Here is a 23,207-nt window from a genome sequence, read left to right as displayed (position 1 = left end):
TCGCGAGGCCGTGAATTGGCCGCCGCTCACGACAACCTATTTTGGGGCGACATGTTCCGAAGTCTCCTCCTGCCGCTCGCCTTTTCGCTCCTCTCGGCGCCAGCCTTCGCGGAGCCGGCCTCGCCGTGGATCGCCGACACCGGCGCTCGTTTTCGCTTGGTCGACGGCGGCCTGAAGGATGGGGCCCGTCTGGTGGCGGTTCAGATCGCCCTCGAGCCCGGCTGGAAAACCTACTGGAGGCAGCCCGGCGCCAGCGGCGTGCCGCCACGCTTCGATTTCTCAGGATCTGAGAATGTCGAATCCGCGTCGGTCTCCTACCCTGCTCCGGAACGGAGCGCGGACGAGGACGGCGTGACGAATGTCTATCATGGCGTCGTGACGCTGCCGGTCCGCGTCCGGCCCGTTGATCCGGCCGCGCCCGTGACCCTTCGGGTGGTGGCTGACTATGGGGTGTGTGAACGGATCTGCGTGCCGGCGCGCACAGAGGCTGAACTCCAGCTTGCCCCCGACGGCGGCCGGGCGGGGCCGGCGCGCGACGAGGTTCTGGCGGCCCTCGCCCGGGTCCCCGACATCAAGCCGCTCGGCGCGCCAGGCCCGGTCGCGATCGGCTCCGTCGTTCAGACGGGCGCGGCCGGAGGGTCTGCGTTGCGCGTGGAGGTCTCCGCTCCCGAGGGAGGCAAGCCGCCGGAGCTGTTCGCCGAGACCGGCGACAGCGAGTATGTCGCCGCGCCCGAACTCGCCGGGAAGCCAGCCGCCGGACGCGCCGCGTTCCGGATAGCTCTCGACGGGCCGGCTCTGCCTGCTGCGGGCTTTCGCCTGACGCTTGTCGCCGGCGGCGAGGCGATCGAGACGCGCGTGCCCCTCGACGCCATCAGGCCCAAGTCCTAAGTCTCGCGGACTTCTTGGACCGCAACGCGGCCTCCACGCACCAGGAGACGGCCCATGACGATCAAAGTCGGCGACAGGCTGCCGAACACCACCTTCCGTCGCCTCGGCCCCAATGGGCCTGAGACCGTCATGGCGGACGAAATCTTCGGCGGCAAAAAGGCGGTGCTGTTTGCGGTTCCGGGCGCTTTCACGCCCACCTGCCACAAGAACCATCTGCCGGGCTATCTCAACAACATGGACGCGCTCGCCGCCAAGGGCGTCGAGGTCGTCGCGGTGACGGCCGTGAACGACCCGTTCGTGATGGACGCCTGGGCGAACGCCACGGGTGGCAAGGGCAAGATCGAGTTCCTGTCGGATGGCAGCGCGGATTTCGCGAAGGCGATCGGCCTCGAGCTCGACGCCTCCGCCGGCGGCCTCGGGATCCGCTCGAAGCGCTACGCGATGGTGCTGGATGACATGACGGTCACCAAGCTCGCCGTCGAGGATCAGCCCGGCAAGGCCGATCTCTCCAGCGCCGAACGCCTGCTCGAGGCGCTCTGACCTAAAAGGCGTTACGCAGCCCCAATGCGTAACGCCTTACCTCTTGATGCGAACAAAATGAGTACATAGAACAGAGGGCCGCCGCTGGAGGACCTTCTGTCTTGGACATCGCCCGGAAGCTCGCGATCCTCGCCGACGCGGCCAAGTACGACGCCTCCTGCGCCTCGAGCGGAACCGACAAGCGCCATTCCGCCGGCGGCAAAGGCGTTCGGCCGCAGGGACTCGGGTCAACAGAAGGCGCTGGCATCTGCCACTCCTATGCTCCCGACGGCCGATGCATCTCCCTGCTCAAGATCCTTTTGACGAACGCCTGCGCGTTCGACTGCCTGTATTGCGTCAACCGCTCCTCCAGCAACGTGCCGCGGGCGCGGTTCACGGTGGCCGAAGTCGTCCGGCTGACGCTCGACTTCTACCGGCGGAATTACATCGAGGGCCTGTTCCTCTCCTCCGGCATCGTCAGGAGCCCCGACTACACGATGGAGCAGGTGGTCCGCGTCGCGCGGACCCTTCGGCTGGAGCACGGCTTCAAGGGCTACATCCACCTCAAGACGATCCCCGACGCGTCTCCGGAGTTGCTTGCGGAGGCCGGGCTCTATGCGGACCGGCTGTCAATCAATGTCGAGCTGCCGACCGAGACGGCCTTGAAGCAGCTGGCCCCCGAGAAGGACATCAGGGCCGTCCGCCGCACCATGGCGGGGCTTCGCGGCCGGATCGACGAGGCGAAGGCGGATCGGCGCGCGCCGCGCTTCTCGCCTGCCGGCCAGAGCACGCAGATGATCATCGGCGCCGACGCGTCCGACGATCGGGCGATCCTCGGAACGTCGGCGAACCTGTACGGCTCCTATCGCCTCAAGCGCATCTACTACTCGGCGTTCAGTCCGATCCCGGACGCCAACGCCCGCCTGCCGCTGCAGGCGCCGCCGCTCGTGCGGGAGCACCGTCTCTACCAGGCTGACTGGCTGATGCGTTTCTATGGGTTCTCCGTCGAGGAGATCACCGAAGGCGGCGGCATGCTCGACCTCGCCGTCGACCCCAAGCTGTCCTGGGCGCTGCGCCATCGCGACCGCTTCCCTCTCGACATCGACCGGGCCTCGCGCGAGGAGCTGCTGCGGGTGCCCGGGCTCGGCAAAACGGTGGTCGAGAGGATCCTGTCGGCGCGGCGCTTCCGCGCCATCCGCTGCGAGGATCTCGCGCGGCTGAAGGCGCCGCTGCGCAAGGTGCTGCCCTTCCTTCGGCTGGCTGACCATTCGCCATCGATCGGGCTGCTCGAGTCCGAGCGGCTGCTGGAGCGCATCGCTCCGCCGCCGCGCCAGATGGCGCTCGCTCTTTGACAGCGCGCCGGGTCGTCCTCGACGGTCCCGCCGACGTCGCGGGTTGGCGCGCGGCTGCGCGAAGCCTGCTCGCAGCCGGGACGCCGGCTTCGTCGGTCGTCTGGTCGGTGGCGGGCCAGCCGGACGACCTGTTCTGCGCAGCCCAGGAAGAGCCTCCGGCGCATGCGGAGGCGCAGGGTTTCTCGGTCGCGCGCGGCTTCCTCGAGCTCGCCGCGGCAGGACTTCTCCACAGCGACCCCGGCCGTTTCGACCTGTTCTACCGCCTGCTCGCGCGCGTCGTGGCGGATAGATCGGTTCTGGACGACGCGGCGGATCCGGACGTCGTGCGCGCCCGCGATCTCGCCAAGGCGGTCCGGCGCGACAAGCACAAGATGACCGCCTTCGTGCGGTTCCGGGAGATCGCGACCCCGGGCGGAGCGCATTTCGTCTCCTGGTTCGAGCCGGAGCATCACATCGTCGAGGCGACCGCGCCGTTCTTCGTGCGCCGCTTCGCCTCGATGCGCTGGTCGATCCTGACGCCGGAGCGTTCGGCGCATTGGGACGGTGACGAACTCGTCTTCTCGGAGGGCGCAAGGCGCGCCGACGCCCCGGACAGCGACGCCCTTGAGGCCGTCTGGCGGACCTACTACGCCAGCATCTTCAATCCTGCGCGGCTCAAGGTCGCCGCGATGCGGTCCGAGATGCCGCGCAAGTACTGGCGCAACCTTCCTGAGGCTTCGCTCATTCGTCCGTTGATCGCCTCAGCCGCCGACCGGTCGGCGGCCATGGTCGCTGCGCCGGCGACCATGCCGAAGAAGGGCCACCGCCCGATGAAGCAGACCGAACTCCCCGCAGCCCACGACGCCTCGACGCTCGACGCGCTGCGAGCGGAGGTTGACGAGTGCCGCAACTGCCCGCTCTGGGCCGACGCCACGCAGGCGGTGTTCGGCGAAGGGCCTGCGGACGCGAGGGTCATGTTCGTGGGCGAGCAGCCCGGCGACAAGGAGGATATCCAGGGCCGGCCCTTCGTCGGCCCGGCCGGGGCGCTGTTCGACCGGGCCGCGCAGGAGGCCGGCCTCGAGCGCGACAAGGTCTATGTCACCAACGCGGTGAAGCACTTCAAATTCGAGCCCCGCGGCAAGTTCCGGCTGCACAAGACGCCAGGACCGACCGAGATCGCAGCGTGTCGGCCGTGGCTGGAGCGCGAGATGGCCACCCTCAGGCCGCGGCTGGTGGTGGCGATGGGCGCCACCGCGGCGCGCGCCGTGATGGGACGCGTCGTCAAGATCGGCGAGACGCGCGGCTCGATCCTGCAGCGAGACGGCGAGCCGGACGTGCTGGTGACGGTCCACCCGTCCTATCTGCTGCGGCTGCCCGACGAGGATCGCAAGCGCGCGGAGTTCTCCCGGTTCGTCGAAGATCTGCGGCTCGCGGCGCCGTTCGCCAAATTGGCCTAAGGGCCTCAGCGCGGAAACGCGACGCAGGATCCCTCGAGAGCGACTTCGACAACGCTGGCGTCGGCCGCGAAGCTCGTCGGCGCGCGCACCGGCAGCCGGAACTCGCCGATCGCGACCGTCAGGACCGTGTGATCGCCCCGGAAACTGCGGGCCAGGATTTTGGCCGCGCATCCGGAGCCCGGAGCGCCCAGAACGATCTGCTCGGGCCGCACGCAGACCCGGGCGAAACCGTTCACTCCAGGCGACGCCGCGCCGAGCGGCATGCTTCCCAGTGCTGTCTCCGCCACCGCGCCGCGGATCGTGGCGTCGAGGAACACCGCCGCGCCGGTGATCCGCGCCACCTCGGCGCTCGCGGGCTGCAGGTAGACGGATCGCGGATCGCCCTGCTGCGCGATCGCGCCCTGGTTCATGACCGCGACCGTGTCGGCGCTCGCAAAGGCCTCCTCGGGATCGTGCGTCACCAGGATGGCCGAGGCGCCGGAGCGCCGGAGCGTAGCGACCACCTCGGCCGAGACGGCCCGGCGGAGATCAAGATCGAGGCCGTTGAACGGCTCGTCGAGCAGCACGATTTCAGGGCGCGGAGCGAGCGCGCGCGCCAGCGCGACGCGCTGTTGCTGCCCTCCCGAAAGCTCGTGCGGATAGCGTTCCGCAAGTTCCTGCACGCCGACAAGCGCCAGGACCTCGCCGATCCGCTCTCTCGTCCGCTCCCGCCGCGCGAGGCCGAAGCCCACGTTCCCCAAGACCGTCAGATGCGGGAACAAGGCCCCTTCCTGGGGCACGTATCCGATCCTTCGTCGCTCCGGCGGCACATGCAGGCCTTCGCCCGCGACCTCCCGGCCATGGATCTCGATCGCGCCGCCGTCGAGCCGCTCGAAGCCCGCGATCAGCCGCAACAGGGTGGTCTTGCCGCATCCCGAAGGCCCGAGCAGGGCGGCGATCTCGCCGTCGCGCACGGCGAAGTCGACGCCACGCAGCACCGACTGGCCATTGAAGGCCTTCTTCGCCTCGCGGACGCGGACGCTCGTCATCAGAGATCGTGAAGCTCCAGGCTGCGGCGGGTGAACACATAAACGGGGATCGCCGAAACCGCGACCAGCAATGCGGCGAAAGGCGCCGCCGCCGCATAGCGGCCTTCGTTCGCCTGCGACCAGACCTCGGTTGCGAGCGTGGTCACGCCGATGGGCGCAAGCATCAGGGTCGCGGTGAGCTCCCGCGCGAGCTCCAGCGTGATCAGCGCGAGCGCGGCGCCCACCCCCGGCAGCATGTTGGGAAGCGTCACCGCGACGAAGGCCGCGACCGGTCCCTTGCCCAGGCTCCTGGCCACCTCTTCGAACCGAGCCGGCGCCAGTTCCAGCGACGCCCGCAGGGCCGACTGGGCGAGCGGCAGGGCCAGCACAGCGTAAGCCGCGAACAGCAGCGCGACCGTCTGGTAAACCTCGGGAAAGAAGCGGATCGAGAAGAACACGAGAGCCAGCGCGACGACCAGACCGGGAAGTCCGTGCACGACGTAGGGCAGCCTCTCGGCGAGCCCGGACAGGCGTCCCAGGTGGCGGGTGGCGGCGAGCGCGAGCGGGGCGGCGAGCGCCGTGACGACGAGGGCTCCGGGCAGCGCGAGGGTCAACGAGCCTTTCACGGCTGGCCAGATGTCGGCGGCGGCGTGGCCGAACGATTTGCCGACCGCGAGCCAATAGGCCAGCACCGCGCAGGGCGCGCCGAGCGCCAGCGCGATCAGCGCGGCCATTCCGAAGAGGACGAATGGCCGCGCGCCCCCCAGCGGCGTGAGCGACAGCCGTCGCCGCCCCCCCTTGCCGACCCGCGCGAACCGCAGATCGCGGCGCAGCTTCATCTCGAACAGCGCCGGCGGCAGCGCGAGCGCGAGCAGCACGGCCGATTGCAGGGCCGCCGTGCCGCCGTCGAACTCGAGTTCGTAGGATTCGAAGATCGCGGTGGTGAAGGTCTGGACCCGCAGGAGCGCGAGCGCCCCGAACTCGGCGAACATATGGGTGAGCACGAGCAATGCGCCGGCGCCGAGCGCCGGCCAGGCCTGGGGCAGCGTCACGCTCACGAACCGCCGCCACGACGTTCGACCGAGGGAGCGCGCCACGTCGTCGAAGGCGGGATCCATGCCGCGCAGCGCAGCCGCCACCGGCAGATAGACCAGCGGATAGTGCGACAGAGTGAGGATCAGCACCGCGCCCGGCATCGTCTGGAACGCGACGCCCATCGAGGCCCAGGCGAAGCTCGCGACGAAGGCCGGGACGGCCAGCGGCAATGCGGCCGCCACCCGCCACCAGCGCCGGCCCGGAACGTCGGACCGCTCGACGCACCACGCGACCGCAACCCCGATCAACGCCGACAGCAGCGTCACCGAGCCCGCAAGCGTGACCGTGTTGACGAGAAGCTCCGCGGTGCGCGCCCGGAACAGCTCCTCGGCGACGCCCGCCAGACCGACCTGCCACGCCCGGGTCGCCACATAGGCGATCGGCAGCGAGATCAGCAGAGTGGGCGCCAAGACGGCGAGCGTGAGCCAGCTCGGCGACCTCGTCCGCCGGCCGGCGCCCGCCAGCGCGAGCGTCAAGCGAGCCCGGCCTCGCGACGCAGATCCCGCGCGAGATCTGAATCCGCGATGTCCTCGGGCGACACGTCGGGCGGGTCGAGCTCATCAAGCGGCTTCAGGGGATAGGGCGACTTGACGTCAGGCCGCACCGGGTACTCTGCGACGGCGCCGACGAGAGCCTGTTGGCCCGGAACGCTGACCATGAACGCAAGAAGGCGCTGCGCCAGCTCCTGGCGCTTGCTCGACTTCAAAATGCCCGCGCCGGACAGCGTGACCAAAGCCCCGGGATCCTTGTGGCCGAGATATTGGAGCTGGCACTTCATCCTGTCGGCTCCGACCTCGTCGGCGACGCGGAACCAGTAGTAGTTGTTGACGAGCGCCGTCGGGATCTCCCCGCGCTGCACCGCCTGTACGGCCGCGACATTTCCGTTGTAGACGCGACCGTTGGCCTTCAGCCCCTTCAGCCAGTCGAGCGCGGCCTCGCGGCCCTTGAGCTTGACGATGGCGAGCGCCTGGGCCTGGAACTCGCCGCTGGTCGGCACGAAGCCGACGCGGCCGCGCCACTCCGGGTTCGCGAAATCCATCACCGAACCCGGCAGCGCCTCCGGCTCGATCATGTCGACATTGTAGGCAACGACCCTGCAACGCGCGCTGACGCCGACCCAAGAGCCATCCTTGGCCGCGAATTGGGAATGAACCTGCGCGATCGTGTCCGGCTGCGCCGGCGCCAGCAGGCCCCGGGCGGCGAGCGCAGCGATGGGGGCGCTCTCTTCGGAGTAGAACACGTCGGCCGGCGAAGCCTGGCCTTCCTCGATGATCTGGTTGGCGAGCTGGGCGCTGTTGCCGCGACGGATCGCGACCTGGACGCCGGTTTGCTGGGTGAAGGCTTCGACGATCGCGGCGGTCGTCTCCGCATGCTGGCCGTTGTAGAGGGTCAGCGCGCCGCCCTCGTTCGCCCAGGCGCTTCGCCCGGAGCCGAGCAAGGCGGCGCCGCCAGCCGCAGCCAGCCCCGCGGCAAAGGCGCGGCGGTCCAACCTTTTCATTATAATTACTCCAAACAACGCAAGTGTTTAGGTGTCGTGAAAGGAGTCCCACTCGCAGGCGGAGTCAACAGCTCAAGCAGCGGTGGCGGCTGCGCGCAGCGCCGCCCTCGGCCGGGCCGAGCGAGCTCAGGCCAAAGAGAACTCGAGCCCAACGCCAGCGGGCCGGCCCGCCAAGGCTGTGATGTCAGAAGCTCAACGTCCCGACTGCAACGAGCTCGCGATCGCGAGGCGCAGCACGCGAGACAGCTCCTCGACCGAATAGGGCTTCTGCAACAGCTCGAAGCCGGAGCGCCCCTCCTGGGCCAGCACGTCGCTGTAGCCGGAGGTGAGGACGATGGGCAGGTCCGGCGTCAGTCGCCGTATCTCGCGAGCGAGATCGACCCCATTCAGGCCGGGCATCACGACATCGGAGAACACCACGTCGAACGAGGCGGCCGGGTCCTTGAGCATGACGAGGGCCTCGGAGGCGTTCATCGCCCAGCTCGTCACGTAACCGAGATCCTGCAGGGTCTGCGTCGCGAACCCGCCGACCTCCACATTGTCCTCGACGATCAGCACGCGGCGTCCACCGCCGACCGGCGCCGGGCGGGTCGTCCGACGCGCCGGCTCCGGCTCGGCGGCCTCCTCAACCTCGGGAAGATAGATCGTGAAGGTCGCGCCTGCGCCCGGCGTGCTCTCGACCGCGACGTCTCCGCCGGACTGCTTGGCGAAGCCGAACACCTGCGACAATCCGAGACCCGTGCCCTTGCCGATTTCCTTGGTGGTGTAGAACGGCTCGAATATCTGCGAGATGATGTCCGGCGCGATGCCTTCGCCGGTGTCCGTGAGCGACACTGCGACGAACGGCCGGCCGCTCGGCGCATGGCCCCGGATCGAGGGCAGCCCGGCGCCGGAAACGACCCGGAGCTCAAGCGCGCCCTCCCCGTTCATCGCGTCGCGCGCGTTGACCGCCATGTTGACGAGCGCCGTCTCGAACTGGCTGCGGTCGGCTTTGACGAAACACGGCCTCTCCGGCAACGTGCTCTGCACGTTCACGCGCGCGCCGGTCACCGTGTCCAGCATGTCGGTGAGGGCGGAGACGCAGGCCCCGACCTCGAACACCTCCGGATTGAGCGCCTGCCGGCGGGCGAAGGCGAGGAGCTGCCCAGTCAGGCGCGCCGCCCGGTCGGTCGTTTCCGAAATCGCGTCCACGTAGCGACGGCGCCGCTCCTCCGGCAGGTCGGGCCGCCTCAGAAAGTCGACCGACGAGCGGATGATCGTCAGAAGGTTGTTGAAGTCATGCGCCACCCCGCCGGTGAGCTGTCCCACGGCTTCAAGCTTCTGAGATTGCCTGAGGGCTTCTTCAGCCTGTGCGAGCGCCGAAGCCTGCTGCTTCTCGGCCGTTATTTCCCGCCCATAGGCATAAATGAGATCGCCTTCCGCGGAGGTGCGCCAGGAGAACCAGCGCGGCGTCCCGTCGAGGTGTCGGAACCGGTTCTCGAAATTGGTCAGGTCGCGGGCGTCCGACGCCTCCCGGAGCGCGGCCTCCGTCACCTTCAGATCGTCCGGCCAGATGAACTCCCGGAAGTTTCTTCCCACCACCTCCTCGTGCGGATGGCCGAGAATGGCCGTCCAGGCCGGATTGACCGCGCGAAACACGCCGTCGACCCCGAGGACGGTCAGAAGGTCGCGTGAGTTCCTCCAGACTCGGTCGCGTTCGGCGGTCCGCTCGGCGACCTGCGTCTCGAGCCCTTCGTTCAGCTGTCGAAGCCGGGACTCGAGCTTGCGACGCGGCGTGATGTCGTTGAAGAGCGCCGCCACCCGACGCTGCTCCGGTTTGTCGAGCCGGAACGCGTGGACGTCATACCAGCGCTGCCCAAGCTCGCTCGCGGAGCTCTCGAACCTGACGGGCTCCCCCGTCAGGGCCACGCGCCCATAGATCTCGAACCAGTGGTCGTCGTGATCCGGCGCCAGTTCGCGCATCCAGCGTCCCGCCGCGTTCGTGAGCCCGGTCTGCGCCTCGAACGCCGGGTTGGTTTCGATGAACCGGTAGTCCACCGCACGTCCGGCCTCGTCGAACTTCATCTCGAACGTGCAGAAACCGGCGTCGATGTTCTCGAACAGATCGAGATAGTGCTGCCGCTCGACCCGAAGCGCCTCAAGCCGCGCGCGCGCCTCGTACTGCCGCCGACGACCGCGGAGCGCGGCCCGGACCACGCTGATCAACGTGGTCGGATGAAACGGCCGTTCCACGAAGCTGACGTTTCCGAGCAGTTCCGACAATCTGGTCGCCGCCGGGTTACGCTCCGTTCCGGCGCCATGGCGCACCAGCACGACGAACGGCATGTCCGACCATGGCGGCTGGTCGGAGATCCAGGCCGCAAGCGGCGAAAGATCGACACGTTGCAGCGCCTCCTCGGTGACCACGACGGCGCCCGCCGTCTCGACAAGGCCGGCGATCATCCCGTCCAGATCGCGAACGATCAGCGAGGCGATCGTCGCCTCCCCCATCAGCGACTGCGCGATCCGCGCGTCTCTGCCCAGAGGCGCGAGGATCAGGACGCGTTCGGATGATGGGTTGTGCGGCGCGGTCACGAAAAGGGGCCGGACCTCTCGGGCGCCCCGCCCATGAGGGGCAGCTCTCTGCCTTTGCCGATAAAGACCGGCGTTCCTCTCAGGATGCCCTGGAAGTCTTCGAGCGCCGGCCCGACCGACAGCCCACCCGGACCGATGCGGTACTCCCGGATCGTGTCCTCATGTGCGCTCGTCCGCTTCTTGACGATCGACATGGCCCGACGGACCTGGCCTGAGGCTTCGAAATAGCGGAGCAGCACGACAGTGTCGGCAAGATAGGTCAGGTCGACGGACGATCTCATGTCGCCCATCAGCCCGTGTTGCGCGAGCGTGAGGAAGGTCGAGGCACCCTGCCTGTTCAGATACTGCAGCAACTCGTGGATGTGCAGGATGAGCGAATGCTCGTCCGGCATCGCGGCCTGGTAGCCGTTCAGACTGTCGATCACCACCGTCTTGATGCCGTTGGCGTCGACCCGAGCGCGGACCCGATGGGCGAACTCGCCGGGCGTGAGCTCTGCGGCGTCGACCTGCTCGATCACGAGGCTGCCCTCCGCGAACCAGCGCCGCAGCGGGAAGCCCATGGCGGCCGTCCGTTCGAACAGAAGCCCGAGCTCCTCATCGAAGACGAACATGGCGCAACGCTCGCCGCGCCCTACGGCCGCCGCCACGAACTGGATTGCGATCAGGCTCTTGCCGCTTCCGGTCGGCCCGAGGATCAGCGTGCTGGACCCGCTCTCGACGCCCCCCCCGAGAAGGGCGTCGAACTCCGGGATCCCGCTGCTGCGCGGGACGCGCTCGAACTCGGTCTTGTGCTCGAGGGAGACAAGCCGGGGAAATACGGCGATCCCGCCCGTCAGGATGGCGAAGTCATGGTAGCCGCCGCGATAGCGCTGCCCACGATACTTGACGACGCGAAGCCGGCGCCGCTCGGGGCCATAGTTGGGCGCCAGCTCCTCGAGCCGGATGACGCCATGCGCCACGCTGTGGACGGTCTTGTCGCTGACGTCGGCCGTCAGGTCGTCGAGCAGCAGCACGGTCGTGCCGCGCTTCGCGAAATAGTGCTTGAGCGCGAGGACCTGGCGCCGATAGCGCAGTGAACCGCCGGCGAGCAGGCGGATCTCCGAAAGGCTGTCGATGACGATGCGGGAGGGCTGCACGCGCTCCACCGCCTCGAAGATCATCCGGGTCGTTTCGCCGAGTTCGAGATCCGACGAATAGAGCAGGCTCTGCTGCTGCTCCGCGTCGAGCAGGCTGTCCGAGGGCGCGAGCTCGAAGATGTTGACGTGCGCGGGGATCGACCAGCCATGCGACGTCGCGGTCTCGCGCAGCTCCGTCGCGGTCTCCGAGATGGTGATGTAGAGGCCGACCTCGCCCAGCGCGCCGCCCTCGAGCAGGAACTGCAGCGCGAGGGTGGTCTTGCCGGTGCCCGGCGACCCTTCCAGCAGATACAGACGATCCCGCCGCACGCCCCCGATGAGGATGTCGTCAAGGCCTGTCACGCCGAAAGCGGCCTTGTCGTCAGATCCCGAGGGGTGAGGCATGTCGATGGACCCAAATCACAGCAGGCGCATGTGCGCGTTGACCGATATAGCGCGCTTTTGCAGCGGTGAAGCGGGGGCGGGCGTGCCGAAGAAACGCGTCTTGCGACCTGCGGGGCGTCGAGCGGCCGCCGAGGAAGCTTCCGGGCCCGTCGTGGCGTTGCGCTCCTCCCCTGCCGGGCGCAGGGTTCTGAAATGACGCTGAGCCCTGCGCCCCGCCCGGATGGGCCCGAACGCTCCCTGACCCTCGCGTTGCTGATCGACGGCGACAACGCGTCGCCAAAGATCGTCGAGGGTCTGCTCGCCGAGATCGCCAAATACGGCGCCGCCAGCGTGAGGCGGATCTACGGCGACTGGACCAAACCGAACCTCGCCGGCTGGAAGTCGTGCCTGCTGGAGCACTCGATCCAGCCCGTGCAGCAGTTCGCCTACACGACCGGGAAGAACGCCACCGACGGCGCGATGATCATCGACGGCATGGATCTGCTCTACACGGGCCGCTTCGATGGATTCTGCCTCGTCTCAAGCGACAGCGACTTCGCCAGGCTCGCGTCGCGGCTGCGCGAACAGGGCCTGCGGGTCTATGGCTTCGGCGAGCGCAAGACGCCGCGACCGTTCATCACCGCCTGCGACAAGTTCATCTTCTTCGACGTCTTGCCGAAGTCGGCCGAGCCGGCCGCTTCCGAGCCGACCGTCCCGGCGGCCCCCAAGAAGGCCAAGACCCCGAAGCCCGCCGCGAAGCCCGCGTCCACGCAAGCGCCGCCCAAGCGTTCCGGCGAGGCGATCGACGCCGCCGCCCGCGCCCTGCTGACCTCGGCGCTGGCGGCGGTCGCCGACGACGCCGGCTGGGCCAGCCTCGGCGCCATGGGCAGCCACATCGCGAAACGATCTCCCGAGTTCGACTCGCGCAACTATGGCTTCGCCAGGTTGAGCGACCTGGTGGAGGCCACCGGGTTGTTCGAGGTGGACCGAGCAGCCAAGAGCGGCGCGGTCGCGATCAGGCTGAGGTGAGACGGCCCCCGGGCCCTGCGCCGCGCGGCGCAGGGCCTTGCTTGGCTGGCTTCGGAGCCCCTGCTGAAGGGCCGAGACCAGGAACGGTTCGCCGCACCGCGGCGCTGTTCGGCCTCCGTCGGCTGAGAAGCGAACGCTGTCGCTTCGAAGGCGCCCCGGGCCCGCTCAAGACCAAGCCGCGAGAGCGCTTCCTTTTCCAAGGCAGGTCCGTTCCACCGAAGACGAGGCTCAGAGTACGAGCGACACGCCCCAGAGAGGACGCCTGAACGAAAGGCCGCGCTGTAGAGAAGCCCGCAGACCCCGATTGCCCCCTGCCTCCGGTTCAGCTAGGTTCCGCGCCGGCTCAGGCACCCGTAGCTCAGCTGGATAGAGCGCGGCCCTCCGAAGGGCATCCGGGTCGAAAGTTCAACAACACCGAGGCGTTGAGGCCCTTGAGGAGTGTGAACGCCCCGAGCGTGATCGGCGCTGTGGATCGCGTCGGCGTCCACGTTTCATCCACTCCCGGCTCCTGTCTGCCACCTCCGAGCGAGCGAAATGGCCTTCTGCATGGCTATTGCGGACTTGGCTTCGTTCGCGGGGTCAGGTCGGACAAACAGTCCGTATCGAGAAAGGTGCGGAAGCGAAATGAGTGCGCGTCCCCTCGGGAGACCGAAAATATTGATGCCAACTCGGCCCCAGCCGGCGTCCAACGACTGGATTGGCTTGCCGCCATCGATGGCTACGATGTGCGCAGCGGACTCATGCCCAAAAGAAATGATCGTCACTGCAGGTGAGGCGGAGAGCAAGGCTTTCCAAATCGGTTTTGCGAAAGCAAGCGCCTCAGCTTGGAACGGCAATTTGGCCCACGATCTGGATCGGAACGGCACAAGGTAGCCGCTTAGAACGTCCGATGGTCGCTCGCCGATGATCTCAAAAAGACGTAGGACCTGCCTCTGTAGCCTTTCCTGGCCCGCGGGCTGTTCCTCCCACCGCTCTGTTTCATACGCACTACCGTCCTCGACCGACAGGATCGGATCTTCCGGCTTATGGCCGCCGGGATTTGTAGCTATCAAGGCAGTTCTGGCGGCCGAAATGTTACGACGGGGGCAGGTCAAGAAGCGCCAGCCAAGAGCGTGGTTTCGGGCGGCATGCTCTAAAGCTATACTACTTCCGACGGCTTCTAGGTCCGAACAAGCTCATGTGCTCCTCAACGCCCAGCCAGTCTGTCTGTCGCCAGTTTGATAGAAGTGCCGAACTCGCCGAATAAATTCTTTGAAATCGGCGTTCTCCTGGACGAGCCGGTTGCACGTCGTCCAGTCGACGGCGGCTCGCTCGCGCGCCGGGATCAAAACTTGGCTTTCAGACGGGTTCTTGTCGTCCAGTCGGATTACGCCAACGCCATGTAACGCATAGAGCATCCTCAGCTCTTGCATCGTGTCAGTTCCCTCTATCTCCGCTGCGGCTAGATAGGCGGCGTTCGACCACGACGAGTTGGAGACTGCCTGAAAATAGGCCTCTCGAACGTTTGAGCGGTTGATCAGCCGCTTCACTTCGGCTGACCAAAGACGGGCCCGAGAGTCGCCGGTTTGGCTCACACACTGTCTAAGTTCGTCGTGCCAGCCCTTCGTTAAGTCCTCAATGCCGACTACGTCAGGGTAGAGCCAACGATTGCCATTTGGCCCGCGTCGATTGTTCGACCTACGTTCATCGATGCGCATCGCATCGACAGAGAACTCGGTTGCAAGATAGTCGCCCAGAAGCGGGTAAAGGTCGTGCTCGGATAGCGCCTCTTCGACCGATTCCGGCTTGATGACCGCAATAACAGGAGCGCTCGCTCGGACTTGATCCGCACCCTCAACTTCTGCTTCGAGCGTCTTCTCGGACCAATAAAACTGCCGCGGGCGGCCTTCGGTCGTGCGGACCTGTGGGAACTTTGACTGAATGACTGGACGCTGCGCTCCAATCTCCCGGACGATCTGCTGGATAAGATCGTCATGAGATTGCATCCACGCGCTCTTTTCGCGCTTCGCGTGACAAGCCTCCGGATTGGTCTCGAAGACCAAAAGGGCAAGCTCGCGCGCGTCCAACCGCTGCTCAGGTCTGTCGCGTAGGAGCTCCGGCACTGTCTTTGAAAGCTGCAGCGAGGGCGCGGCCATACCCTCCTCCCTATCTCGAGCACCTGATCATTCATAAAGCATCATCAGGCTGCGCGTCACATGCCAGAACCCTATCCACCATCCGGGATTGTCCTTCATCCCGTGCCGCCCCCGTCCGACGCATGAGGGCGGGCCGCCTGGTTCGCGTCGGGAGGCGAGACGTGGCGAACATCACGAAATATCGCGGGCGGTGGGTCGCGCAGGTCCGTCGCAAGGGCATCGCGCCGCGCGGCAAGAGCTTCGACACGAAAGCCGACGCCGAGAAGTGGGCGCGCCAGCTTGAAGCTGAGGTCGACCGTTGTGGGACGCTGCCAGACGCGCGCGTCGCTGCCTCGACGACTGTCGCGCAGATCATCAAGCGCTACCAGCAGGAGATCACCCCGCTGAAGCGCAGCGCCAAGAGCGAGCACCAGCGCCTGAACGCCCTGCTCCGGCGCCCCATCGTGTACCGGACCCTCACGCTGCTCTCGGTGTTCGGCCATTCTTTGCGTCGCGTCTGCGCGCCATCCTTGGATCTGACCGATTTCAAGCCACCGCGCTCTGGTTCAGATCCTCGATCACCCTGAACAGCCGGTCGATGCGCGGGCCGTCGAACACCTGATCGGGCCCCTGTGGTGCGACGTCGGTGAACGGACTCTCGTAGAGCAGGCGTGGCTCCATGGCGCCGCGCTCGGTCAGGTGATCGACCACGAGACCGATGAATTCGATCTGCTCGCTCGAGGCCGCGCCATCCGCGATGAACTCGGCGAACGCCTGCTGAACAGCCTGCCGGTCGAGGCCAACCAAGGAGCGGACGAAGCCGCCGAAGCCTGACGCCGTCGCTCGAGCCCGCTCGATGGCGCCAGCGTCGCCGATCCCTGCATCGAGCAGCATGGCCTCGAGCTCGCGCAAGTCGGTCGCGGTCAGCGGCTTGCCCTGACGCAGCTTGTGCAGCGCGATGTGGTCCTCATGCTTCTTCAGGAACGCCCGAGCCTTGGCCTTGAAGCGCACGAAGTCGACCTCGCCGACCTGGGGCAGCTCGTGCTCGACCCCCTCGCCAATCTCGTCCGCGAAGTCGGAGTAGACGATCTTCCGCCTCTGCTTCTCGATGTGCTGGATCAGGCCGCGCAGCCGCAGCCGGACAAGCTCCAGCAACGGGACGGTCACGCCCTCCCACCAGGGATCCGTCTGGATTTCCTCGATCAGCGTCGCCTGCGCGGCTATTCCGGGGATCGCGGTCTGCCCCTCGAGCGCGGAGGCGATCTCGAAAAGCTGCGCCTTCAGCGCCGCGAACCGCCGCGAGCCCAGGGCGAGCTCCAGCGAGAACATCAGCAGGTCGAAGCGCTTCGCCTCTTCGGTCCCGTGCCGCTTGGCGGTCGGCAGCGGCGCGACCTGATCGACAAGCTCCTCGCGCGCCTTGGCGTCGATCGAGATCCAGGCGGCCGGCTCCAGATATTTCTCGACCGTGCGTCGGCGCTGACGCACGACGAAGTTGTCGAGGTTCATGCCGGCGATGGTCTCGCGCAGTTGCTCGACCGCGTCGGCGCGGACCTCCTCCTCGGTCGGCGGCGCGTCGTCGCCGGCGTCGTAGGGTGCGCCCGGCTCCGCCATGCCGTCGGCCTTCGCACGCGTCTCGTCGAGCGCCCGCACGAGATCGAGCCGGGCCGCGAACAGCCGCTCGGACAGGGATCTCGCCGCGCCGGGGTCCTTCATCTCGGGGTTCGCGCCGAAGAACTCGAGGTTCTGGCAATAGTCGAACACCCGGAAGAACGCCTTGTCGTCGCCGGGCCCGAACAGGTCCGGGCAGAGCCGCGTGCCGCGCCCCATCATCTGCCAGAACTTGGTCCGGGAGCGCACGGCCTTGAAGAAGACGAGGTTGACCACCTCCGGCACGTCGATGCCGGTGTCGAGCATGTCGACCGAGATCGCGACATGCGGCGCCCTGGTCTTCTCGGAGAAGTCGTCGATCAGGCTCTGCGCGTAGTCGGTCTTGTAGGTCACGACCCGCGCGAAATGGCCGGCGTGCTCGGGATAGGCGGCGTTGAAGCGCTGCTCGATGAACTCGGCATGGGCCTGGTTCTTGGCGAACACGATGGTCTTGCCCAGCCGGTCGCCGCCCTCGACCTTGACGCCCTTCTCCATGAAGTGCGCGATCACCTGGTCGACCGTGTCCTCGTTGAACAGCCGCTTGTTGATCTCGGCCGCCTCGACGCTGTCGGGGATCTCGTCCTCGCCCCACTCCAGCATGTCCCACTGGTCTTTCTCTTCCGGCGAGAGGTCGTCGTAGCGAAGGCCGGAGCGGATGATCTTCAACGGCACCGAGATCGCCTCGGGCGGCACGAGATGACCGTCGCGCACCGCCTCGTCGAGCGAATAGGCGTCGGTCGGCACGCCGTCCTCGAGGTCGAACAGCGCGTAGGTGTCGTGGTCGACGTCCTCGCGCGGCGTCGCGGTCAGGCCGACGAGGAACGAGTCGAAATACTCGAAGATCGCGCGGTAGCGCTGATAGACGGAGCGATGCGCCTCGTCGATCACCACCAGGTCGAAATGGCCGGGGCCGAAGGCGCGCTTTCCCTGCGCCTTGCCGTCGATCAGGTTCATCATCGTCGGATAGGTCGAGGCGAACACGCGCCCCTCGGCTGTCCTTTCGGTGACGAGGTTCACGGGCGCGGAATCCGGCAGATGCGCCTTGAAGGCGTTGACGGCCTGTTTCACCAGCGCCGTCCGGTCGGCGAGGAACAGCACGCGCTTCACCCAGCCGGCGCGCATCAGCAGGTCGACCAGCGAGATCGCCGTGCGGGTCTTGCCCGAGCCCGTCGCCATGACGAGCAGGCCCTTGCGCTCGGAATGTTCCTCAAAGCTCTTCGCCATCGCCCGGATGGCGCGCTGCTGGTAGGGGCGGCCCGCGATCTTGAGGTTAAGCCTGGTCTCGGCGAGCGTCTTGCGGCTCGTCCGCCGCTGGACCGCAAGCTCCAGTTCGTCGCGCTTGTAGAAGCCGCCGATCTCTCGGGGCGGATAACGAAGGTCGTCCCAGATCCAGTGCTCGTAGCCGTTGGAGAGGAAGATCACCGGCCGCTGGCCGAATCTCTGCTCGAGCGCGTCGGCGTAGAGCTTGGCCTGCTGCCGGCCCTTTTCCGGGCTGTGCTTGGTCGCCTTGGCCTCGACCAGCCCGAGCGGCTTGCCGTCGAGCCCCCACAGCACGTAGTCGACGAAGCCGGAGCCCTTTTCGTTCGGCATCGGCTCGACGCGGAACTCGACGTCCTCCGGCCTGTCGAGCATCCAGCCGGCCTCCCGCAGCAGCAGGTCGATGAAGCGGTCGCGGGTTTCGGCTTCCTTGTAGTCGTGGGCGTCGGGAACCGCGGCGTTGGCCTTGCGGGCGGCCGCCACCTCGGCACGGAGCCGCGTCAGCTCCTCGTCGAGCTCTGTCCTGCTCGCGAGCAGCCTGGTGAGCTCTCCGTCCTTGGTCTCGAGGTCTTTCTGCTGCTGCTGGATGTGCGCGAAGGCGCGACGGACCACGTCGTCCTTGCGGGTGAGCGCGCCTGCATCGAAGGCGAGCTCATCGGCCGGCCGCGCTTTCCGCGCATAGGTGCGCGCGAACCAGAAGCAGACGTGGAACAGCTCCTTCACGGCGCCCGCGGCGTCGCCCGGCGAGATCGTCTTCTCCTCGTGCACCGCGCGGTTGCGCAGGGTGTTGATGTATTTGGCTTTCGCAAAGACCGCCGGTCCTGCCAGCTGCTTGAAGCTCGGCTCGTGCAGCAGCGCTGCAATGTTGTCCTGGTAGGGCAGCGTCAGGCCGGGGTCGTTCCGGAACGCCCATTTGACCGCGACCTCGACCGCCTTGCCGGCGAAGAACGCCGCCGCGGTGGGCGACGCCGAAGCCTGCTTCTCGGCCTCGACCGCCGCCTGATGGACATGGGGAAACTCGGTGGCGAGGAATGCGAAATTGGACATGCGGACCAGCTAGGTCGTCTGACACGGAACCACCGCCGTCATGCCCTGCGGAGCCGGGCATCCACGACTTTCTGAGATCGTAGCGCCCTACGCCCCAAGTCGTGGATGCCCGCGAAAGCGGGCACGACGGTAGAGACAAGCTGACCGGCGAAGCACGATATCGCAAGTTGCATGTGACGCCGGCTAAAACTCCGCCCGCCACGTCGCGGCCCGCAGCATCACGCAACTCTCCAGAGGCGGCGTAAGCTCGAAGGCCCGGGGCTGGCGCGCGAAGTCGTAGAGCCGCGCGATGCGGAACGCGTCGGGCCGCTCCTCGGCGAAGGCGCGCTCGTTCTCGGACAGGAAGAACGGCGTCGTGCTCTGCCCCACCGTTGTCTTGACCTCGATCAGCCGCTCGCGCCCGGCGAGGTCAAACGAACGGATGTCGTAGCCGGCGCCGTCGCCGTCTTCCTACGAGACCCAGCGCACGGCGCGCGCGAGATCGGCCCGCCCGGCGGCGCGCAAAGTCGCCTGCTCGTGGAAAAAGATGCGCTCCTCGCCCTGCCGCCCGAGCGCGCGGTTGCGCGCGTCCCGCAGGGCCGGATCGAATTTCTTCACGATCCGCTCCAGCGGCGCAGGCGTCGGCTCGAAGCCCGGCGTTGGCGGCGCCTCGAAGAACAGGCTTGTCGGCTCGGCCAGCCCCGCCGACGCGACGGCGGCGACCGGGTTGTCGAACAGCGCCGGCCGGGCGGCGAGGAAGCGCTCGACACCGTCGACCAGCGCGCGCTGAAAGTTCGCCATGGGCTTGTAGCCCTGGATCCAGGGCATGCCGAGCCGCAGCAGCACGGCGCTGATGTTCTGGTGCTTGAACTCGATGGAGCCGCGGCTGCGCCCGATGAGCCCCTGCAGCGCGGCGTTGCGCTGCGCCTTGACGAAAGGCTCGCCACGAAGCTCCAGCGCCAGCATGTCGAAGTAGTCGGTGACGATCAGATCGACCTGCGCGTCCGTCCAGTCGCTGCCGGCTACGTCTTCGGGCATGGCTAGAGCTGGCCGGGCATGAACACCACTATTTCCGCAGGATGCGCAGGCTCTCGGGCGAGATCAGCGACGGTCGCTTGCCCGGCTTGGTCATCCATAGGGAAAACCCACGTGCAAGCAAATCCGCAACCTCATCGAGAGTTCGGGCATAGACCATGTGTTTGGCGTGATGCTTCTCTTTGCCATTAGACGGATCGGCGAGCTTGAACCTGCCATCCCCCGCTAATGCGGGCGTTTCGGCGTCTCCGGGCCTCGGCGTCACACGTTCGATACCCGTCACTGTTCCAGCCATTTCTGATCCTTTGCATGTATCCGACTTTCGATGTGAGCGCCGAATGCTCGGAAGTTATGCTTCTGAGCAATCATAGCTGACCGGAGAAGGCGCGGTGTTGGAGAGAGGCGAAGAGAGCACTGGTGCCTTCGGAGGCGGCAGCGGCACCTTTCTCAAGACCTTTCAGTTTGTCGAGTTCGACAGCGAACCGTAACTGCAGATCCAGCGGTGGCAAGAGCACAGGAAACTGCGAAAGCTGAGACTTGTTGATCGATGCAATTCCGGTCGTCTGCTTTGCCGATCGAAGGAAATAGCTTTTTCCGTATCGGCTCCCGATAAGATAATTCAGATATACCGGGTGGACCTCGCGTTGGTCGGTTCGGATTCGGAAGATGTGGTTCTGATGTATGGCTTCGGGTAACTCGCCCTTCCAAACCGTTCCGCGACCGAGTTTGTCAGGGTCGCCGCCTTCAGTGACCACCAAGTCGCCATCGCGCAGCCGGAATCGGGCGATCTCCTCCTCGCTCGCTTCAATTGCCTTCACAGATGACAGATCGAGCGCTCTATCCTGGACGTTCGCGACCGCGAGATACGGCACCGTCCTTAGCGGTCCGGTGGGCTCCTTCCTCCCTTTCGTTATCCCTGAGCCTATGTCTGCGACCTCTGAAAGCGCAGCCGTCTTGTTCCAGCGGTTCGGGTTCGCTTGCGGATCGCCGAACATCTGGATGAACAGGGATTGAGGAACGGCGCCGATGAGGTCCACGATCCGCTTGCGCTTCCGGCGCAGCGCGTCCGCCTTGTCCAGGATCGCCGCGATCCGCCGCTGCTCGTCGAGCGGCGGGAGGGGGATTTCTAGACGTCGAATGAAGTCTGTAGGCACGCGCTTCTGACCGGCGCTGCCGGTCATATTCCTCGCGCCGACCTCGCGGAAGGAGGTGTTCCATACCGTGTGGAAGACATAGTCGGGCAACACGTCGTTAGACGCTCGAAGCACATGAAACTCGGTCGATCCAAAACCTATTGGGTGTCGAAGCGAGCTTGTCCGCGTCGCCTTTCCATTCTCGAAGCAAGGCGTGATCTTTGCGACGAGGACGTCGCCGCGCTTGAAGAACGAGTAGCCTTTTCTGACCTCGCCAGCCGCTCGCTCTTGCTCTTCATCTATGAAACCCTCTTCAGAAACGCCTGCCATGGAGAGGAATGAGACACGCGCGTCGTCTTGGAGCGACTTCGGGGCGCGCGGATTAATCTCGCAGATGTCGCCAAGCCGAGCGGTTCTCGCGCTCAAAGCATTGCCTCCAGCTCATCCAGCCCTTCCGAGATCTCCTGCTCCAGCGCGCGCAGCTCCGCGATGATCTCCTTCGGCGCGCGGTGTTCGGGCGCCGCGTGCACCACCTCCTTGTAGCGGTTGAGCGAGAGGTCGTAGTCGGCCGCCGCGATCTCGGCCTTGGGCACGCAGAAGCTCTGCTCGGTGCGGGCCCGCGCGCGCTCCGCTCCTGCCCGATCGGCCCAGCGCGCGGCCGCGTCCGGCAGGTTGTTCTTCGTCGCCTCCGCATCGTCGAGCGTCAGGCTCACCCAGGTCGAGCCCTCGCGCTTGCCCGGGTTCACGCCCTGCTTCTCCGCCGGCAGCAGCGGCGTGCGCTTGTCATCGAGCGAAAAACCGTCGGCCTTGAGGTCGTAGAACCACACGAAATCCGTGCCGCCGGAATTCGTCTTGGTGAACAGCAGGATCGCGGTCGAGACGCCGGCGTAAGGTCGGAACACGCCGGACGGCAGCTTCACGATGCCGTCGAGCCGGTGGTCCTCCACCAACATCTTGCGGATCGCCTTGTGCGCCGTGGAGGAGCCGAACAGCACGCCGTCCGGCACGATGACGGCCGCGCGCCCCCCGGGCTTCAGCAGCTTGATGAACAGCGCGAGGAACAGCAGCTCGGTCTTCTTGGTCTTGACGATTTTCTGCAGGTCCTTGGCGGTCGTCTCGTAATCGAGCGAGCCGGCGAAGGGCGGGTTGGCGAGCACCAGCGAGTAGCGCTCGCTGTCGCCGCCATGCTCCTCGGCCAAAGAGTCCTTGTAGCGGATGTCCGGCTTCTCGACGCCGTGGAGAAGCATGTTCATCGAGCCGATGCGCAGCATCGTGCCGTCGAAGTCGAAGCCGTGGAACATGCCCTCGTGGAAGTGTTTTCGGAGCGCTTCGTCGCGGAAGATCTCGGGGTGGTTGTCGCGCAGATATTCGCCGGCGCCGACGAGGAAGCCGCAGGTGCCCGAGGCCGGGTCGCAGATCACGTCCTTCGGGTTCGGCGCCGTCATCTCGACCATCAGCTCGATGATGTGCCGCGGCGTGCGGAACTGGCCGTTCTGGCCCGCGCCCGCGATCTTCGAGAGCATGTATTCGTAGAGGTCGCCCTTGGTGTCGCGGTCCGCCATGGGGATGTCGGCGAGCAGGTCGACGACCTTCGCGAGCAGACCCGGCGTCGGGATGGTGAAGCGCGCATCCTTCATGTGCGCCGCGTGCGCCGTGTCCGCCCCCGCCATGGTGCGGATGAAGGGGAAGACGTGGTTCGCGACGATCTCGAACATCTGCGCCGGCGCCGCGTTCTTGAACCGCGCCCAGCGCATCTCCTCATGAGGCAGGCCGCCATCCTTGCCGACGCCGTCACGGCCTTCGGGGAAGACGCGCCGCTCCATCGGCTTGCCGAGCCGGTTGGCCTTGTTCTCCTCGCGGGTGTGGACGTCGTCGAGCCCGCGGATGAACAGCAGATAGGTGATCTGCTCGATCACCTCGAGCGGGTTCGCGATGCCGCCCGACCAGAACGCGTTCCAGACGTTGTCGATCTTGGACCTGAGCTCGCCCGTCAACATTCCACCGCACCCGACTCATCATGCAATTCGCGCAGGATGCTAGAAGGGAGCGGCCAAGGGAGGTAGTGCGGAGAGGCGACACGATGGCTGCCGCGACGACG

Annotated in this window: 17 protein-coding genes and 1 pseudogene; 6 read left to right on the top strand and 12 right to left on the bottom strand. The window is 66.7% G+C overall.

The genetic code is table 11. The features are described from left to right. Window positions 1–51: 51 nt before the first annotated feature. The 4 genes from GGR24_RS13910 to GGR24_RS13895 all read left to right on the top strand — a co-directional run bounded on the left by GGR24_RS13910 (window position 52) and on the right by GGR24_RS13895 (window position 4,195). Window positions 52–888, top strand: coding sequence for a protein-disulfide reductase DsbD domain-containing protein (locus GGR24_RS13910; RefSeq protein ID WP_183395965.1), 837 nt, complete (start codon window positions 52–54; stop codon window positions 886–888). A 54-nt stretch (window positions 889–942) separates the two neighbouring features. Beyond that, complete coding sequence (locus GGR24_RS13905; protein ID WP_183395964.1) at window positions 943–1,428, top strand: peroxiredoxin; 486 nt, start codon at window positions 943–945, stop codon at window positions 1,426–1,428. A 101-nt stretch (window positions 1,429–1,529) separates the two neighbouring features. Next, window positions 1,530–2,759: a putative DNA modification/repair radical SAM protein gene (locus tag GGR24_RS13900; protein ID WP_183395963.1), complete on the top strand. Its 1,230-nt coding sequence runs from the start codon at window positions 1,530–1,532 to the stop codon at window positions 2,757–2,759. Continuing rightward, entirely contained in the window at window positions 2,756–4,195 is a 1,440-nt protein-coding gene (locus tag GGR24_RS13895; RefSeq protein WP_183395962.1) for a UdgX family uracil-DNA binding protein, read from the top strand. Before GGR24_RS13900 ends, GGR24_RS13895 begins: the two co-directional genes overlap by 4 nt. 5 nt (window positions 4,196–4,200) lie before the next feature. Here the strand turns inward: GGR24_RS13895 and GGR24_RS13890 are convergent, their stop codons facing one another. The 5 genes from GGR24_RS13890 to GGR24_RS13870 form a co-directional block, all read right to left on the bottom strand. Further along, window positions 4,201–5,223 carry an ABC transporter ATP-binding protein gene (locus tag GGR24_RS13890; RefSeq protein WP_183395961.1) on the bottom strand — a complete coding sequence of 341 codons (1,023 nt, stop codon included), beginning with the start codon at window positions 5,221–5,223 and terminating at the stop codon, window positions 4,201–4,203. Next, window positions 5,223–6,773: an ABC transporter permease gene (locus GGR24_RS13885; protein ID WP_246398437.1), complete on the bottom strand. Its 1,551-nt coding sequence runs from the start codon at window positions 6,771–6,773 to the stop codon at window positions 5,223–5,225. Before GGR24_RS13885 ends, GGR24_RS13890 begins: the two co-directional genes overlap by 1 nt. Further along, on the bottom strand, window positions 6,770–7,795 hold the full coding sequence (locus tag GGR24_RS13880; protein ID WP_183395960.1) for an extracellular solute-binding protein: 1,026 nt from the start codon (window positions 7,793–7,795) through the stop codon (window positions 6,770–6,772). The genes GGR24_RS13885 and GGR24_RS13880 overlap by 4 nt, the downstream gene beginning before the upstream one ends. A 192-nt stretch (window positions 7,796–7,987) precedes the next feature. Next, window positions 7,988–10,369 carry a hybrid sensor histidine kinase/response regulator gene (locus tag GGR24_RS13875; protein WP_343066257.1) on the bottom strand — a complete coding sequence of 794 codons (2,382 nt, stop codon included), beginning with the start codon at window positions 10,367–10,369 and terminating at the stop codon, window positions 7,988–7,990. Beyond that, on the bottom strand, window positions 10,366–11,889 hold the full coding sequence (locus GGR24_RS13870) for an ATPase domain-containing protein (RefSeq protein ID WP_183395959.1): 1,524 nt from the start codon (window positions 11,887–11,889) through the stop codon (window positions 10,366–10,368). The genes GGR24_RS13875 and GGR24_RS13870 overlap by 4 nt, the downstream gene beginning before the upstream one ends. A 192-nt stretch (window positions 11,890–12,081) precedes the next feature. Between GGR24_RS13870 and GGR24_RS13865 the strand changes: the two genes are divergently transcribed. Then, the gene (locus tag GGR24_RS13865; RefSeq protein WP_183395958.1) at window positions 12,082–12,897 is read left to right on the top strand and encodes an NYN domain-containing protein; all 816 of its coding nucleotides are present in this window, start codon (window positions 12,082–12,084) and stop codon (window positions 12,895–12,897) included. 1,175 nt (window positions 12,898–14,072) lie between these two features. On the opposite strand, the gene GGR24_RS13860 is transcribed toward GGR24_RS13865, so the two are convergent. Next, the gene (locus GGR24_RS13860) at window positions 14,073–15,032 is read right to left on the bottom strand and encodes a COG2958 family protein (protein WP_183395957.1); all 960 of its coding nucleotides are present in this window, start codon (window positions 15,030–15,032) and stop codon (window positions 14,073–14,075) included. A 161-nt stretch (window positions 15,033–15,193) separates the two neighbouring features. On the opposite strand from GGR24_RS13860, the gene GGR24_RS13855 reads away from it, so the two are divergent. Next, complete coding sequence (locus GGR24_RS13855) at window positions 15,194–15,598, top strand: hypothetical protein (RefSeq protein ID WP_183395956.1); 405 nt, start codon at window positions 15,194–15,196, stop codon at window positions 15,596–15,598. Here the strand turns inward: GGR24_RS13855 and GGR24_RS13850 are convergent. The 6 genes and pseudogenes from GGR24_RS13850 to GGR24_RS13830 form a co-directional block, all read right to left on the bottom strand. Further along, entirely contained in the window at window positions 15,558–18,962 is a 3,405-nt protein-coding gene (locus tag GGR24_RS13850; protein WP_183395955.1) for a DEAD/DEAH box helicase family protein, read from the bottom strand. The two genes, GGR24_RS13855 and GGR24_RS13850, sit on opposite strands and share 41 nt — an antisense overlap. A gap of 183 nt (window positions 18,963–19,145) precedes the next feature. Next, a pseudogene (locus GGR24_RS17690) lies at window positions 19,146–19,394 on the bottom strand (protein NO VEIN domain-containing protein); the annotation flags it as partial. Window positions 19,395–19,412: 18 nt separating this feature from the next. Continuing rightward, window positions 19,413–19,979, bottom strand: coding sequence for a hypothetical protein (locus GGR24_RS13845; RefSeq protein ID WP_246398435.1), 567 nt, complete (start codon window positions 19,977–19,979; stop codon window positions 19,413–19,415). Between the two features lie 28 nt (window positions 19,980–20,007). After that, window positions 20,008–20,271, bottom strand: a complete 264-nt coding sequence (locus tag GGR24_RS13840) for a hypothetical protein (RefSeq protein WP_183395954.1) — start codon at window positions 20,269–20,271, stop codon at window positions 20,008–20,010. A 70-nt stretch (window positions 20,272–20,341) separates the two neighbouring features. Continuing rightward, the gene (locus GGR24_RS13835) at window positions 20,342–21,535 is read right to left on the bottom strand and encodes a restriction endonuclease subunit S (RefSeq protein ID WP_183395953.1); all 1,194 of its coding nucleotides are present in this window, start codon (window positions 21,533–21,535) and stop codon (window positions 20,342–20,344) included. Further along, window positions 21,532–23,106: a type I restriction-modification system subunit M gene (locus GGR24_RS13830; protein ID WP_183395952.1), complete on the bottom strand. Its 1,575-nt coding sequence runs from the start codon at window positions 23,104–23,106 to the stop codon at window positions 21,532–21,534. The genes GGR24_RS13835 and GGR24_RS13830 overlap by 4 nt, the downstream gene beginning before the upstream one ends. Between the last annotated feature and the right edge of the window lie 101 nt (window positions 23,107–23,207).

Source organism: Hansschlegelia beijingensis, assembly GCF_014196425.1.
Taxonomy (GTDB): Bacteria; Pseudomonadota; Alphaproteobacteria; order Rhizobiales; family Methylopilaceae; genus Methylopila; species Methylopila beijingensis.
The sequence above is the reverse complement of the archived record's forward strand: the minus strand, read 5'-3'. Positions and strand labels throughout refer to the sequence as shown.